General features: G+C 71.0%; 10 protein-coding genes. 3 read left to right on the forward strand and 7 right to left on the reverse strand.

Features of this window, described 5'->3' with window-relative positions:
• Nucleotides 1-113 precede the first annotated feature (113 nt).
• Nucleotides 114-698 carry a TetR/AcrR family transcriptional regulator gene (locus tag ABZT02_RS01645; RefSeq protein WP_356013107.1) on the forward strand — a complete coding sequence of 195 codons (585 nt, stop codon included), beginning with the start codon at nucleotides 114-116 and terminating at the stop codon, nucleotides 696-698.
• A 38-nt stretch (nucleotides 699-736) separates the two neighbouring features.
• Here ABZT02_RS01645 and ABZT02_RS01650 read toward each other — a convergent pair whose 3' ends face one another.
• From ABZT02_RS01650 to ABZT02_RS01660, 3 genes are all read right to left on the reverse strand, one after another.
• Nucleotides 737-1,213 carry a tautomerase family protein gene (locus ABZT02_RS01650; protein ID WP_356013109.1) on the reverse strand — a complete coding sequence of 159 codons (477 nt, stop codon included), beginning with the start codon at nucleotides 1,211-1,213 and terminating at the stop codon, nucleotides 737-739.
• A 78-nt stretch (nucleotides 1,214-1,291) separates the two neighbouring features.
• Nucleotides 1,292-4,522, reverse strand: coding sequence for a fused isobutyryl-CoA mutase/GTPase IcmF (gene icmF / locus ABZT02_RS01655; RefSeq protein ID WP_356013111.1), 3,231 nt, complete (start codon nucleotides 4,520-4,522; stop codon nucleotides 1,292-1,294).
• 131 nt (nucleotides 4,523-4,653) lie between these two features.
• Nucleotides 4,654-4,821, reverse strand: coding sequence for a hypothetical protein (locus ABZT02_RS01660; protein WP_356013112.1), 168 nt, complete (start codon nucleotides 4,819-4,821; stop codon nucleotides 4,654-4,656).
• A 654-nt stretch (nucleotides 4,822-5,475) separates the two neighbouring features.
• Here ABZT02_RS01660 and ABZT02_RS01665 point away from each other — a divergent pair.
• A complete protein-coding gene (locus ABZT02_RS01665) occupies nucleotides 5,476-7,647 on the forward strand; it encodes an MMPL family transporter (RefSeq protein ID WP_356013114.1) in 2,172 nt (723 codons plus the stop codon).
• Between the two features lie 116 nt (nucleotides 7,648-7,763).
• Nucleotides 7,764-8,525 carry a DUF2071 domain-containing protein gene (locus ABZT02_RS01670; RefSeq protein WP_356013115.1) on the forward strand — a complete coding sequence of 254 codons (762 nt, stop codon included), beginning with the start codon at nucleotides 7,764-7,766 and terminating at the stop codon, nucleotides 8,523-8,525.
• A 362-nt stretch (nucleotides 8,526-8,887) separates the two neighbouring features.
• Here the strand turns inward: ABZT02_RS01670 and ABZT02_RS01675 are convergent, their stop codons facing one another.
• From ABZT02_RS01675 to ABZT02_RS01690, 4 genes are all read right to left on the reverse strand, one after another.
• Nucleotides 8,888-9,535: a DUF6629 family protein gene (locus tag ABZT02_RS01675; protein ID WP_356013117.1), complete on the reverse strand. Its 648-nt coding sequence runs from the start codon at nucleotides 9,533-9,535 to the stop codon at nucleotides 8,888-8,890.
• Between the two features lie 77 nt (nucleotides 9,536-9,612).
• Entirely contained in the window at nucleotides 9,613-10,902 is a 1,290-nt protein-coding gene (locus ABZT02_RS01680) for an alpha-glucoside ABC transporter substrate-binding protein (RefSeq protein WP_356013120.1), read from the reverse strand.
• Nucleotides 10,899-12,116, reverse strand: a complete 1,218-nt coding sequence (locus tag ABZT02_RS01685) for a hypothetical protein (protein WP_356013122.1) — start codon at nucleotides 12,114-12,116, stop codon at nucleotides 10,899-10,901. The genes ABZT02_RS01680 and ABZT02_RS01685 overlap by 4 nt, the downstream gene beginning before the upstream one ends.
• Nucleotides 12,020-14,962, reverse strand: a complete 2,943-nt coding sequence (locus ABZT02_RS01690; RefSeq protein WP_356013672.1) for a tetratricopeptide repeat protein — start codon at nucleotides 14,960-14,962, stop codon at nucleotides 12,020-12,022. The genes ABZT02_RS01685 and ABZT02_RS01690 overlap by 97 nt, the downstream gene beginning before the upstream one ends.
• Nucleotides 14,963-15,147: the final 185 nt, after the last annotated feature.

Below are 15,147 nucleotides of genomic sequence, written 5' to 3' on the forward strand. Positions count from 1 at the left end.
GAGACGCGACTATGACAGTCGTTATAAACGGCGATCACGGTAGACTATGACGGCCGTTATAGCCAAGACCATGACGGCCGTTACAGCCAGTGAGGTCGGAAGGGACCGCGTACGTGACCAAGCCCAGCCCGTCGGCGCGCGAGCGGATCGTCGCCGGAGCCGCCGACATGATCAGCCGGCGCGGCCTGAACGCGACGAGCATCCGCGAGATGGCCAAGCACGCCCGGGCGCCGCTCGGCTCGACGTACCACTACTTCCCCGAGGGCAAGCAGCAGCTGGCGACGGAGGCGGTCCGCTACACCGGCGAGTTGGTGGCGCGCGGTCTGCGCAAGGAGCTCCGGGCCGGGCCGGTCGCGGGTCTGCGGGCCTTTCTCGCTCTGTGGCGCAAGATCGTCGTGGACAGCGACTTCCGGGCCGGCTGCCCCGTCCTCGCCGTGTCCATCGAGGAACCCGCCGCCGAGGAGACACCGGCCGCCCTGACGGCGGCCGCCGACGTCTTCACGGAATGGGAGGGCCTGCTGGCCGCCTCCCTGCGCGAGCACGGGACCGAACCCGAGCGGGCGGCCCAGCTCGCGACGCTCATCGTCGCGGCCGTGGAAGGGACCGTGGCGATGTGCCGCGCCAAGCGCAGCACCGAGCCCCTCGATCGCACCGAGGTGCAGCTGCGGGCGCTGATCCTCGCCACGATCGGGGACTGACGCGATCGGGACTCACGCGATCGGGGACTGACGCCGCTTCAGCCGGCCAGCGCGGCACGGACGGCTTCGGCCCGGTCCTCCGTGAACACTCCGCTCCGCAGCAGCGAGAGGATGGACTGCACCCCGCCGGACGATCCCCAACTGCCCTCGTCGATCACCCGGAAGTTGACCCACCAGGCCGGCGCCGGCTTCTCCAGCCCGCAGGCGGCCGCCAGTGCGGCCAGGATGCGCTCGATGACCTCGGCACGCACGTCCGGCTGCCAGGCGGCGTCCATGACCGCGACGTCGACCGCCATCACGTCCAGCTCCGGCCCGGCATCCACCAGCAGCCGCCCACCGATGGCCATCATGTCCGGCTCACGCTCGACGAAGTGCACCTGGAAGCCGGCCCGGGCGGCCGGAGCGAACTGCCCCACCTCGGGCACGAGCACCGCGTCCGTCAGCGTCTCGGCCAACGCACGGCGCTGCTCCAGGGACAGGCGGCCCTTCGGTGCGTTGACGGTGATGATCGTCACGACACCCTCCTATGACAGTCGTTATAAGCAGGGGACGAACACTATCCCCTCTTATAACGACTGTCATACCGGTGAGAGTCAGACGTTGCGCCGGTACTGGCCGCCGACCTCGAAGAAGGCCTCGGTGATCTGCTGGAGGGAGCAGACGCGCGTGGCGTCCATGAGGACGGCGAACACGTTCTCGCCGCGCACCGCCGCGTCCTTGAGGGCGTCCAGGGCCACCCGGGCCTCCTCGTGGTGGCGGGCGTGGAAGTCCCGTACGCGTTCCAGCTGGGACTGCTTCTCTTCCTCGGTCGCGCGGGCGAGTTCGACGACACCCGGCTCGGCGGTGTCGGCATGGGGGTTGCGGAAGGTGTTGACGCCGATCAGCGGCAGGGAGCCGTCGTGCTTGCGCTGCTCGTAGAGCATCGACTCGTCCTGGATACGGCCGCGCTGGTAGCCGGTCTCCATCGCGCCGAGCACACCGCCGCGTTCGCTGATCCGCTCGAACTCCTGGAGGACCGCTTCCTCGACCAGGTCGGTGAGCTCGTCGATGATGAACGACCCCTGGAGCGGGTTCTCGTTCATCGCGAGGCCCCATTCCCGGTTGATGATCAGCTGGATGGCCAGGGCCCGGCGTACGGATTCCTCGGTGGGGGTGGTGACGGCCTCGTCGTAGGCGTTGGTGTGCAGGCTGTTGCAGTTGTCGTAGATGGCGATGAGCGCCTGGAGCGTGGTGCGGATGTCGTTGAAGTCCATCTCCTGGGCGTGCAGGGAGCGGCCGGAGGTCTGGACGTGGTACTTCAGCTTCTGGCTGCGCTCCCCGGCCCCGTACTTCTCCTTCATCGCGACGGCCCAGATGCGGCGGGCGACCCGGCCGAGCACCGAGTACTCGGGGTCCATGCCGTTGGAGAAGAAGAACGACAGGTTGGGGGCGAAGTCGTCGACGCGCATGCCGCGGGCGAGGTAGGCCTCGACGTAGGTGAAGCCGTTGGCCAGGGTGAAGGCGAGCTGACTGATGGGGTTCGCGCCGGCTTCGGCGATGTGGTAGCCGGAGATGGACACCGAGTAGAAGTTGCGGACCTGGTGCTCGATGAACCACTCCTGGATGTCGGCCATCATCCGCAGGCTGAACTCGGTGGAGAACAGGCAGGTGTTCTGGCCCTGGTCCTCCTTGAGGATGTCGGCCTGCACTGTGCCGCGCACGTTCGCGAGCGCGTGGGCGCGCAGCTCGGCCGCCTCCTCGGGCGAGGGGTGGCGACCCTCCTGTTCGCGGAACCGCTGCGTCTGCTGGTCGATCGCGGTGTTGAGGAAGAACGCCAGGACGGCCGGCGCCGGTCCGTTGATCGTCATGGAGACGGAGGTGGTGGGCGCCACGAGGTCGAAGCCGTCGTAGAGCGCCTTCATGTCCTCCAGGGTGGCCACCGAGACTCCGGAGGTGCCGACCTTGCCGTAGATGTCGGGGCGCTCGTCGGGGTCGCGGCCGTAGAGGGTGACGGAGTCGAACGCGGTGGACAGGCGGGTCGCCGGCTGGCCCTCGGACAGGAGCTTGAAGCGGCGGTTGGTGCGGAAGGGGTCGCCCTCGCCGGCGAACATCCGGGCCGGGTCCTCGCCGTCGCGCTTGAAGGGGAACACCCCGGCGGTGAAGGGGAAGTGGCCGGGCAGGTTCTCCGAACGCCAGAACCGGACCAGTTCGCCGTGGTCGGTGAAGCGGGGCAGGGCGACGCGGGGGATCTTGTTGCCCGACAGGGACTCGCGGGTCAGCTTGGTGCGGATCTCCCGGTCGCGGACCTTCACGACCTGCTCGTCGCCGGAGTAGGAGGCGATGACGGAGGGCCACGTCTCGATCTGCCGCACGATGTCGTGCGGGAGGCGCGTGCGGGCCTCGTCGAGCAGCGCGTGGACGTTCGCGGCGTCGGAGCCGGCCTCGGCGAGCTCGGCCCCGACCAGCTCCAGCCGCTGCACCCGCCGGGCGGCCTCGGCCAGCCGCTCGGTGTCGGCGTGGTAGCCGCGGACCGTCTCGGTGATCTCGGCGAGGTAGCGCACCCGGTCCGGCGGGACCACCTGCCGGATGCCGGAGGAGTGACGTACCTCGACCCGCGCCAGGGCGCCCTCGGGCAGCGGCAGCCCCTTGTCGGCGAGGAGGGAGGTGAGGTGCTGGTGGAGCGCGGTGACCCCGTCGTCGTTGAAGGTGGCCGCCGAGGTGCCGTACACCGGCATGTCCTCGGGCCGCTTGCCGAACGCCTCGCGGTTGCGGACCAGTTGGCGGCCCACGTCCCGCAGGGCGTCTTTGGCGCCGCGCCGCTCGAACTTGTTGATCGCCACCACGTCGGCGAAGTCGAGCATGTCGATCTTCTCCAGCTGCGAGGCCGCGCCGAACTCGGGTGTCATCACATACAGCGAGGCGTCGACGAACGGCACGATCGCCGCGTCGCCCTGGCCGATGCCCGGCGTCTCCACGATCACCAGGTCGAATCCGGCGGCCTTCACGACGTCGATCACGTCGGAGAGGTGCTCGGGCAGTTCGCGGCTGCCGCGGGTGGCGAGGCTGCGGAAGAACACCCGCTCGCCGTCCAGGGAGTTCATCCGGATCCGGTCGCCGAGCAGCGCCCCGCCACCGCGTCGACGGGTCGGGTCGACCGCGATCACCGCGATCCGCAGGGCGTCCCGCTGGTCGACACGGAACCGGCGCACCAGTTCGTCGGTCAGCGACGACTTGCCGGAGCCGCCGGTGCCGGTGATGCCGAGCACCGGCACGTGCCGCGTCGCCGCCGTGGCCCGCAGCTCCTGCCGGAACTCCTCGGGCAGTTTGCCGAGTTCGGCACCGGTGAGGGCGCGGGCGATCGCGAACCGGTCGCCGGCCAGGACCGCGGTGAGGTCGGCCGGCTTGCCGTCCCAGAGGTCGAAGTCGCAGTCCTTGACGACCGTGTTCACCATTCCCGCGAGACCCAGTCGCTGGCCGTCCTCGGGCGAGAAGATCGTCACCCCGCTCTCCCGGAGCCGGGCGATCTCCTCCGGCACGATCACTCCGCCGCCGCCGCCCACCACCCGGATGTGCTCCGCGCCCTGCTTCCGGAGCGAGGCCACCAGGTACTCGAAGTACTCGACGTGCCCGCCCTGATAGGACGAGACCGCCACGCCGTGCGCGTCCTCCTCGAGAGCCGCGTCCACGACCTCCCGCACCGACCGGTTGTGGCCGAGGTGGATGACCTCGGCGCCCTGCGACTGGAAGATCCGCCGCATGATGTTGATCGAGGCGTCATGCCCGTCGAACAGCGCCGAGGCGGTGACCAGGCGGACGGGGTGGACGGGGCGATGCAGATCGCTCATGGCGGAGCCTTCCCAGGACACGTCGAAGAACGCGAGCTGAGAAAATAGTAGGACGTCCTAGTAAAATTGTGAGGGTCGGGGTGAGGAGAAGCACAGGAGGACGCCGGGGTGACCGACACCCTCCGAGCGACTCAGACAGCCCGCTCCCCTTCGGCGGCGGCGGGCGCTTCAGCAACCGCCTGCTGCTCGCCACCCTCCTCGCACTGCTTCCGCACGGCGAGCTCCCTCGCCACCCTGTCCGAGTGCAGCCTCATCTCGGCCTCGGCCCGCAGATCGAACACCATTGCCTCCCGAATCATTTGACCATTGCTTTACTTGAAGATTACCCGATGCACATGATCCCTGTCACGGGCACATCCTGTTCGCACACAGGAAGTTGGCACGTCGTTCACCGTGCCGGCGCCATGCCGGGTGCGGCCTGGGGTGGTGAATGCCCGCCGTGGCGCACGGACCGAGGATCGCCTTCGTAGGCGGCGGCATGGGCGGTCTGGCCACCGTCGGGGCCGGCGGCGCGCGGGACCGACGGCCACCGTCCATGAGCAGGGCTGCTGCATCTCCGCGTGAGGGAACGGCTTCCGGTCGACTCACCCGACACCCCCGGCACGTCAGCCACAGCCGCCGGGACGTCAACCCGTCGCCCGAGCCGTAGATCCAGCCGTTGCCCACAGCGAGTCCGCGCTACGACGCCGAGGAGACACTCGCGGTGCCCGGAAACCGGTGGGTCCACAGCTCCCACAAAGGCCCCGCCCCGCGTCCCGGCGGCCGGGCGAACCGCCGACCGGCCAAACTGACTCCCGGTCAAGCGATCTTGATCGGTGATCTCTAGGATGAGAGCTCAAGACAACCATTCCGGCCGGTCCGACGGGGGGACCCAGAGGGACCGCCGGGGGTCGCCGATGCCAGGGACCGCTCCCCGGGCTGCGGTGATCTTCCTTCCCAGGAGGACCTTCCGCATGTTCCGAAGTATTGGCAACGCTGTCGTCCGACATCCCGTCTGGACGATCGTTGCGTGGTTGATCGCTGCCGTGGCGATCGTGGCCACCGCTCCGAGCCTGCCCTCGAACAGTGACGAGAGCAGTTTCCTCCCCAAGAGTTACGAGTCCATCAAAGCGGCGGAACTCCAGGAGAGGGCGTTCCCCAGCGCCTTCACCCCGTCCGCGATCGCGCTCTACCAGCGCACCGACGGCGGCAAGCTCACCGCCGCCGACCAGAAGGACGTCGCCCGGATCACCTCCGAGCTGGGCAAGAAGAAGATCGACCAGGTGCAGAAGGTCATCCCCGGCCAGCCGTCCTCGGACGGCAGGTACACCATGACCCTGGTCCAGATGGACAGCAAGAACGCCGGTCAGCCCAAACAGGCGGACGCGGCCAAGGTGCTGCGCGACGACGTCAAGAAACTCGCCAAGGGCACGAACCTCGACGTCAAGCTCGGCGGCTCGGCCGCTCAGGCCCTCGACCAGCAGGACTCGTCCAAACGTGGCGAGGCGCTGATCGGCATCGGCACCTTCCTCATCATCCTGGTGACCCTGCTGATCATCTTCCGAGCGCCGATCCTGGCCTTCCTGCCCCTGATCACCATCGGGTTGGTGTCCGCGATCGCCAACGGACTGATCGCGTACGCCACCAAGCTCTTCGGTCTCCAGGCCAACAGCTCGATCTCGTCGATCCTGATCGTCGTGCTGTTCGGCGTGGGCACGGACTACTTCCTGTTCCTGATGTTCCGCTACCGCGAACGTCTGCGCCTCGGTGACGAACCGAAACAGGCAATGATCAACGCGGTCGACCGGGTCGGCGAGGCCATCGCCTCCGCCGCCGGAGCGGTCATCATCGCGTTCCTGGCGCTGGTCCTGTCGACGCTGGGCTTCCTCAAGCAGATGGGTCCGGCGCTCGCGATCGCGGTCACCGTCACCCTGATCGCGGGCCTGACACTGATCCCGGCCGTCGTCTCCCTCATCGGCCCGAAGGTGTTCTGGCCGTCCAAGTCCTGGCAACGCGAGCCGGAGAACGCCCGGTTCGCCGCCCTGGGGCGTGGCGTGGAGAAGCGTCCGGCACTCACGGCCGCGCTCTCGGGACTCGTCCTGGTGGCGCTGTCGCTCGGGACGTTCGGCTACAACGCCACGTTCGACCTGGCGTCCGGCTCCATGCCCAAGACCAAGGAGTCGATGGTCGTCCAGGACGAGATGCAGAAGGCGTATTCGGCGGGGGCCGCCGCGCCGACCGACGTCTACCTGTCCAGCACCGACGGCAAGCCGATCGACACCACGGTCTTCGACGCGTACGTGAAGAAGCTCGGAGCCGTGGACGGTGTGGCGAACGCCCGTCTGTCGCAGTTGAACAAGGACGGCACGACCATCGACTTCACCGTCACCCTCAAGTACGAGGCGTCGACGGACAAGGCCATCGATACGGTGGGCCGGGTACGCGAAGTGGCGCACGCCGACGCGCCGCCCGGCACCGAGGCTCTGGTTGGCGGCATGTCCTCGATCTTCAAGGACATCGACACGGCGGTCAACCACGACTACCGGACGGTCTTCCCCGTCGCCGCCGCGCTGATCATGCTCATCCTGGGGCTGCTGCTGCGCAGTGTGGTCGCCCCCTGGTACCTGATGGCGTCGGTGGGCCTGGGCTTCGGTGCGACGCTCGGCGCCACGGTCTGGATCTTCCAGGAGGGCCAGGGACACTCGGGCCTGATGTTCATGCTCCCGGTGATCATGTACCTCTTCGTGGTCGCCATCGGCACCGACTACAACATCCTCATGATCGCCCGGCTGAGGGAGGAGGCCCGCGAGGGCCGAGAACCACGCGAGGCAGCCGGTATGGCGCTGCGGCACGCCGGTCCCACGGTGGCCGCGGCCGGCTTCATCCTGGCGGCGACCTTCGCCACGATGATGCTGGCCGGCAACGCCCTGCTCACGGAGATGGGCTTCGCGGTCTCCTTCGGTATCGCCGTCGCCGCCTTCGTCATGGCGATGTTCTTCACGCCCAGCCTCACCGCCCTGATCGGCCACGCCGCCTGGTGGCCGGGACACGCGGACCGGGCGAAGGAGACGCCGGCCGCCCCCGCACCGGTCTCCGGCGGTGACCGGGACACCGCGATGCAGGATCCGGCCGGTCGCCGCAACTGACACCGACGGGACAGGACGGCGTCCGCCGGGCCGCATGGCTCGGCGGACGCCGTCTTTTCGTCCCCGGCACACCACCGCCGCACCGGACACGACCGGTCTCTGCCACCCTGGACCACGTGCCGAACCCCACTCCCGTCACCCCGGACGCCCCCGCCCCCGTACGGGCCCCGCTCCTCACCCAGCAGTGGCTCGACCTCACCTTCGTCCACTGGGCCGTCGAGCCGGCGGCCGTGGCGGGGCTGCTGCCACGCGGCACGGTCCCGGACACTCACGACGGCCTCACCTACGTCGGACTGGTCGCGTTCCGGATGCACCGGGTGGGCTGGCTGGGGCTGCCGGGGGTGCCGTATCTCGGGAGCTTCCCGGAAACCAACGTCCGTCTGTACTCGGTGGACGCGCACGGACGGCGTGGCGTGGTGTTCCGCTCGATGGACGCCTCCCGGCTGGTCCCGGTGGTGATGGGACGCGTCGGCTTCCGGCTGCCGTATCTCTGGTCGCGGATGAGTGTCCGCACGGCCGGCGACACCGTCACCTACACCAGCTCCCGCCGCTGGCCCGGCCCGCGCGGCGCCCGCAGCCTGATCACGGTACGGACCGGCGAACGCATCGGGGAGCCGACCGGCCTGGAGCACTTCCTGACCGCCCGTTGGGGCATGCACAACGCCTTCTTCGGCGGCCCCGGGTCGCTGGCCTACCTGCCCAACCACCATCCGCGCTGGCCCCTGCACCGCGCCGAGCTGCTGACCTGCGAACAGGACCTCCTCACCGCGGCCGGCCTGCCCGCCCCGACCGAAGCCCCGGTCAGCGTCCTGTACTCCCCCGGCGTCCCGGTCCGCCTCGGCCGCCCGGCCCGCCCCGCGGGCATCCCCACCCCCTGACGACGATCACGGACAGCTCCTGGCGACCGCGCGGTGATCTTGGGCAGACACGCTTTCGAACCGGCCGGGCGGCGGAAGGGCGGCCGCTGCGAGTCGTCCCCCTCGCCCGGCGGGCCGTGGCACATGCGCGGTACCGGATGCCGTACGGCCGGCAGGACCGCGTTCCTCGGACATTCCCTTGTACGGCAGATCATGGCCGAGCGTGGCATGCCGCTGCCGAGGGCGTACCGGCCCCGTTGGCGGAGCCTGCGCGCAGGAACTGGTGGTACGGGAGAGCTCGGGGCGGCCGTCCGGTTGAACGTCCCTCACGTGCGGCGCAGTTGGAGGGACGCTCCCTGCGGGCGGCGCGACGACGGGCACGTCTACGGACGGTGGGCGTCCGCCGGGAGAGCCGGCCTCGGGGCCGGACGCCCGCGCACCCATCCGTACAGGACCACCGAGCAGACCGCCGCCAGCGCGCACCAGGTCGACACGAACTCCAGCCGCCACAGCAGCCAGCACACCAGGGCGCCCGCCCCGGCCAGCACGCCGAACCCGGTGAGCCGACGATCGCCGGAGAGCAGCAGCGCGCCGACCGTGGCGATCAGGTAGCCGGCGACGAGCAGTTCCGCCCTGGGCAGTCCGATGACGTACGCCATGGTGTGGCCGCGGATCTCGGCCCGGACGGGGCGGGTGGCGAGACCGTGGCCGAGGAAGGCGGCGGTCAGCGCGCCCACCGCCACGAGCGCCACCACCCGGCGTCCGGCTCGGTGTGAGGCGGCGCACCACACGCCCACCGGCACCCACACGGCGAGCACCGGCAGGGCGATGACGGCCCAGGCGACGGCGGCTGCCCCGGTCCCGCCGCCCGTGTGCCAGATCCGGGCCTCGACCAGTTGGTGGGCGCCGAGCAGCAGGGGCAGCGCGGCGAGGGGCAGGTCCGTGGCACGGCGGGTCCGGATCACACAGGCCGCCCCGACGGACGTGATGGCCGCGCCCGCCACGAGATCCGCTGTCGCACTCCAGCACATGACACCACCATGTCAGGCCGGGCCGTCGGCCAGGTACTCCGCCACGACGCGGACGGGGCCGGGCCGGTGCGGAACACTCACTCGCAGATGTGCTGCGGTGGCCGGAAGGTGCGGTCGGTGCCGGAGTCCCTGTTCACCTGGACGCGCACGGTCTCCAACTTCTGGAGCAGCGAGTCGAGTTGCCGCTGGGTCGGGTCACGGAAGAACTCCAGGACCGCTCGGTGGAAGGCGTCCCGGAGCTCGGGCGGCATCACGTCGGAGGCGTCGAAGCAGAGGACCCGGGCGCCGGAGGTGAGCAGGGAGTCGATCTTCCGCTCGACCGGCGTCGCGGAGGTCGGCCGCGACAACCCGGCCGTGTCCGGGAACAGCGGCCGTACCGCGGCATCCGCCTCCGCCCACCAGAGCTTTCGCCCGGCCGGGCTCGACAGCCGCTCCACCAGTTGCTGAGCGTCCGGGTCGTCGCTGAAGACGGCGGCCATGTCGCCCGCGACCTCGAAGACGTCCTGATATGCGGGCTGTCCGTCCAGGTATCGGGCCGACGGCTCCACCTTCACGTCGTCGCCCGTGTACACGTACCGGATGAAGGCACTCTGGTGCTCGTGCGTGCAGGAGAATCCGGGTGAGTCCAGCAGGCCACGGGGTTTCCCGTCGGCTCCCGGCACGCCCTCGAACGACGTGGTCAGGGACTGTTCCACCGACCCCCGGGAGCGCTTGCCGAGCAGCTTCGCCCAGGTGGTCCAGGCGCGCTCGACGGCCGGGTCCCGCCAGTCGAGGCGCCCCCTGGCCCACTCGTTGTAGAGAGTGGGGCCCGCCTGGTGGAGCACGAGATCCTCGATCCAGTCGGTGCCGGGCCAGCCGGAGGTCGCCTGGGAGGCGAGCCCCACGCACCAGGTGGGCTGGTCGCCGGGCGCGTCCCGTTTGCTCCACACCAGGCTTTTGAGGTCGGCCTTCAGCGGCACCCAGTACGGGCGCAGCTTGTTGTCCACGATCAGAGCCGGCACCCAGGGCGCGTAGGCACGCTGGGCGGTCTCCGCGGCGAGCGGCTTCAGCTTGTCCCGGCGGGCGTACTCGGTGAGTTCGCCGATGCTGTTGAGGACCGCCACGTCCGGCGGGTCGTCGGCCTCCAGTTGTGAGACGAGCGTCTCGCGCAGTGAACGGGTGCCCTCGTAGGTGTACGTCCGTCCGGTCCCGTCGTCCAGCGCGTCGAGGACGGCTTCGAAGGCCCTGCCCTCCTCGCCGGTCCAGGGGCCGAGCACGACCAGCGGGTCGCGGGTGTCCGACACGCAGCCGGGGACGAGGGCGAGCAGACAGGCCACGAGGAGGACACGGAGGGGGACGCGGAGGAGGACGCGCAGGACACGGCTCATGCGACGGCTCCCGGCCGGGTGACGACGAGGTATTCACGGCGGTAGGCGTGCAGCGTGCCGGCGATCACGGCCGCGCCGGCCAGGCCCGTGGGGAAGACGAACGGGGCGATGCCGTCGAGGAGGGCCAGCCGCCCGTCCGCCAGGCCCGCGTCCAGCCTGGCCCCGAGTGTCTCGATGGCCTGCGGTTCCGGTCCTGCGAAGGGCCTTTCCTCGGCGACCGTCTCCGTCCTGGGCGAGGTCCGCTTCGCCAGCGCGTCCGCGACGGGGACGGTCGCGTGCTGGGCGTCCAGGGCGAGCAGGGCGTCGACCGTCAGGAACGGTACGGCGAGCAACGGCAGGGCGGCGGCAGCGAGCGGGATGCTCAGCCGGATCCGGAAGCGGCGGCGCAGGAAGGACACCGTCCGCCACAGCCCGGTGGCGAGCAGGGCGAAGGCGAGCGCGGCGATCACCGCAGCGGCGATCGTGTCCGCGCCCCAGGCCGCCCGGTCGGCGAGCCGTGCGCGCAGCCGCCCCTCCAGGCCGGTCACCCGGTCGATGATCGAGGTCGCGGCGGAGCCGGTCGCGGCCGGGCAGTCCGGATAGGGGTTCTTGCTGGTCGCGGCTACGGACTGCGAGCAGAGCATGCTGCGCGCGTAGGTGAGTTCGGCGTCGCGCAGGACCGGGTCGGCGGTGTGGCCCTGGGCCCGGCCGATCCAGCCGGTGTAGTCGACGACCAGCGCGGACACGACCCGGAGCTTCTGTTCCTCGGCGACGGTGAGGGCTCCGCTGCGGGTCACCTGGTTCAGGCTCTGGGTGGCACGGGCGATCCGGGTCCGGTACCGCTCGCTGAGCCCGCTGAGCTCGGCCGCCCGTCCCTCGGCGAGGTTGCGCTCGGCCTCGCTCTGCGCGATGAGCAGCGAAACCCGGGCGTCCGCGAGGTCGACCAGCGCGGGCGCCGCGCGTTCCCGGATGTACGCGGAGTCGCCGCGCACACCCGCGTAGGCCCAGCCGAGCGCCCCGAAGGCCACCGCGGCGAGCAACGGCAGCGCGACGAGCCGGTCCCGCAGATAGCCGCGGTTTCGGTGTCCCCCGCCGGCGGGCCAGGCGTAGCGGTGGATACGGCGGCCGAGTTCGGCGGTTACGGCGGCGACTGCCCGCGTGAGGCGGAGGGTGTCCTGTGTGACGGCGCGTAAGCGACCGTCCGGAGCCAGTCGGCGACTCTCTTGCCGAGCCATGGGCTGTCCCTGTGGTGTCGGAAGGCGAGCGGGCGGACCTCGTACGCGCGGTCCAGGAGGATTTCGGCCACGGCCGCGTCCTCGGGGGCGGCGGAGCGGGCGGCCTGGTGGGCGAGGGTGACATAACGGCGGGACAGGTCCGCCCGCAGACCGTGTTCGTCGGATGGGAGGCCGAGCCGGGGGTCCGCGCCGGCGGACAGGGCCGCGAGGCCTGCCCCGTCGAGGGCGCCGCGGGCGAGGGCGCCCTGTACGGCCTCCCAGACCTCCACGGTCATCCGGACCCTGGCCTCCTCGTCGGTCAGGCCGTGCGCGTGGAAGAGCAGAGCGAGACGCTCCACCACCTCGCGCAACCGCTGCGGCACCTCGTCGTCGTGCCCGGCCCTGCGCACGTACTCGATGCCGATCCGCACGGCCGCGGTACGCGCGGCGGTCCGGTGCCGCGAGTGCTGTGGTACGGCGTCCAGTTCGCGTACGGCCTCCTCGCGCGCCCTTTCGCCGTCCAGCGCGAGCCGGGCCCGTGCGGCGCCGAAAGCCGCGCTGCCCAGGGACGGGTTGCGCAGCCGGACCGCCTCGTAGAAGGTCAGGGCCTCGTGCCGGCGTCCGAGGCGTTCCGCGCAGTGTCCGAGAGCCAGCTTGGGGGCGTACTCGCCCGGGATCGCCGCGTAGACCTGGTCGAAGTGCCGCCAGGCCACGTGGACTTGGTCGCGGGCGAGAGCGAGGAGCCCGTGGTGCCAGTCCAACCGCCAGTCGTACGGGGCGCGTCGGGGGCCGATCCGCGCCTCGGCCGCCCGCAGTTCCCGTGCGGCGGCTTCCGGTCCGTCGGCCGGGTTGCGCAACCGGAGCCGACAGCGCAGGAGATGGACCTCCGTGGAGTCGCGCCAGTCACCGATGTGCTGGAGCAGGGCCTCCGGGGCGGCGTCGGCGAGTCTGCTCAGCTCGGCGTAATGCTCGTCGTGGGGGTCGGGGAGCGGGACGGGCAAACGCTGGGCGACCTCGGCGGCCGAGGGCGGGGCGAACGGGGACGGCGCGTCCGGGGCGGTCCAGTGGGCGAGGGGCGGCGCGGAGCCGAGGGCGCCGTCGAGGGCGTAGGGCGACTGGAGGAAGAGCGGCGAGGGCTCGAAGGTCTCGGCACCGGTACGCAGCGATCGCAACTCACGGAACACACCGCGCAGTTGCTGCTCCATCTCCCGTGCGTCGGCGAACCGTCCCGCGGGCTCGCTCAGCGTGGCGCGGTGCAGGACACGGGCGAGCGAGAGGAGACCGAGCCCACGGGGAACGGGCGCGGTGGCGTCGCCGGGCACCCAGGGTTCCTTGGCGGGCGCTTCGCCGGCGACCGACAGAACTCGGGGCATCGGCTCCTCCGCGTCGGCACGTGCCTCCCCGGAGCCCGTGACATGGCCGACGTCCGGTGCGTCTTCGGCGTCTGACGTCTGGACGGCGTCTGGAGGGCTCGGATCGTGACGTGACCGCGGCGCAGTGAGGTCCGGTGTGCGGGCCACGCCCGACGGCTCACCGCCGCGCCGCGCCTCCCCGGCGGCCGGTCCCTGAGCGGCACCCGGCGCATCTCCGCCATCTGACCCCCGGGCGACACCCGGCGCCGCCCCACCACCCGACGTCTCGCCGACCCCCGGCACCTCCTCGATGCCCGAAACGGGCTGGCCGCCCAACACCCCGTCAGTCCCTGGCGAGTCAGCCACGCCCGAGGCCCCAGCGACACCCGACACCGCCTCGATGCCGGACACCCCCTCACCCCCCGACGCCCCCTCGGCCCCCGGTGGCTCAGCCACGCCCGGGGTCCCAGCGACACCCGGCGTCCCAGCGACACCCGGCACCCCCTCGCCACCCGGCCCCTCCCCGCCGGCCAGACCCTTCCGAACGGTCGGCGCCTCGCCCGTGGCCAATGCATCCTCGACGAAACGCGCCCGTTCGGCGGCGGACAGGGCACGCCCGCCGGTCAGTGCCACCTCAGCAGCAGCCGTTCCGGCATCCGCCCCCGTCGCCCTTCCTACGCCCTCCCCCGTCCCCCCTCCGGCACCCTCCCCCGCCACCGCTCCCAACGTCCCAAGATCCCCCAGCCGCCCCAAGTCCTCCGCCGACGTGCCGAGTCCGCTCAGGCGGCGCAGCGTTTCGCCCAGGCTGAAGAGGTCGTCCTGTTGCCTGGACTCGCCGTTCGGGCCCACGGTCGGGGCGCTGAAGCCGGTCGTGGTCATCCCCGGAGCCCCGGCCGGACGTACGCTGCCCACGTCGATGATCTTCGTCGTGGTGCCGTCGTGCATGACGTTGTCCGGCTTCAGGTCGCCGTAGACCTTGCCGGGCCGGTCGGCGTGCAGATAGGCGAGGGCGGACAGGATCCGCACACCGTAGGCGAGCACGAACTCGTGGAAGCGGTGGTCGCCGAACTCCCCCGGGTTCAGCTTCGCCCGCGCCCGCACCTCCTCCAGCGTGAGCCCGTCCACGTACTGGAGGACGAGGAAGTCGCCGACCTCGGGGTGATGGCCGTAGTTGAAGACGCGGATGATGTCGTCGTGGCCGAGGTCGACGAGGGCCCGCCGTTCCCGGGCCAGCGCGCCCGCCGCGGCCGCCGCCTGATCGGGGTGCAGCATCTTGATGGCGACCTCGCGGTTGTCGACCTTGGTGTCGAGCGCGAGATAGACCTCGCCCATGCCGCCGTAGCCGAGCGGCCGGATCAGCCGGTACTGGCCCGCGAGCAACTGTCCGGGACGCAGCGGCAGTTCCCCGGGGTCGCTGCCGGGTCCCCAGCCGCGCCCCAGCAGCGTGATGGTGGGCAGCACGGTCGGGTCGGGGTTCTCCGCGGGAAGGTCGACATGCGCGGCCCTCAGATACATCGGCGGTCCGGCGACGACAAGCGGACCGAACGACCCCTCGGATTCCGGTACTTCACCGAACGCACTCCCGCCCCGAGCCCCCTTCATGCCTCCTCAGGATAGGGGCAGGTGCCGGGATTGACCCCTTGCGTTCTCTCTGAGAACCCTGATGTCGCCGGGTTCGGCCGAAACGGCAAGGCCGGGAT

The organism is Streptomyces sp. NPDC005402 (assembly GCF_040606575.1).
Lineage (GTDB): Bacteria > Actinomycetota > Actinomycetes > Streptomycetales > Streptomycetaceae > Streptomyces.

Excerpts from the sequence above, each read along its gene's own strand:
- ABZT02_RS01680 (WP_356013120.1), bottom strand. The coding sequence starts at position 10,902 with ATGAGCCGTGTCCTGCGCGTCCTCCTCCGCGTCCCCCTCCGTGTCCTC.
- ABZT02_RS01690 (WP_356013672.1), bottom strand. The coding sequence starts at position 14,962 with ATGTATCTGAGGGCCGCGCATGTCGACCTTCCCGCGGAGAACCCCGAC.
- icmF (WP_356013111.1), bottom strand. The coding sequence starts at position 4,522 with ATGAGCGATCTGCATCGCCCCGTCCACCCCGTCCGCCTGGTCACCGCC.
- ABZT02_RS01660 (WP_356013112.1), bottom strand. The coding sequence starts at position 4,821 with ATGATTCGGGAGGCAATGGTGTTCGATCTGCGGGCCGAGGCCGAGATG.
- ABZT02_RS01665 (WP_356013114.1), top strand. The coding sequence starts at position 5,476 with ATGTTCCGAAGTATTGGCAACGCTGTCGTCCGACATCCCGTCTGGACG.
- ABZT02_RS01675 (WP_356013117.1), bottom strand. The coding sequence starts at position 9,535 with ATGTGCTGGAGTGCGACAGCGGATCTCGTGGCGGGCGCGGCCATCACG.
- ABZT02_RS01685 (WP_356013122.1), bottom strand. The coding sequence starts at position 12,116 with ATGGCTCGGCAAGAGAGTCGCCGACTGGCTCCGGACGGTCGCTTACGC.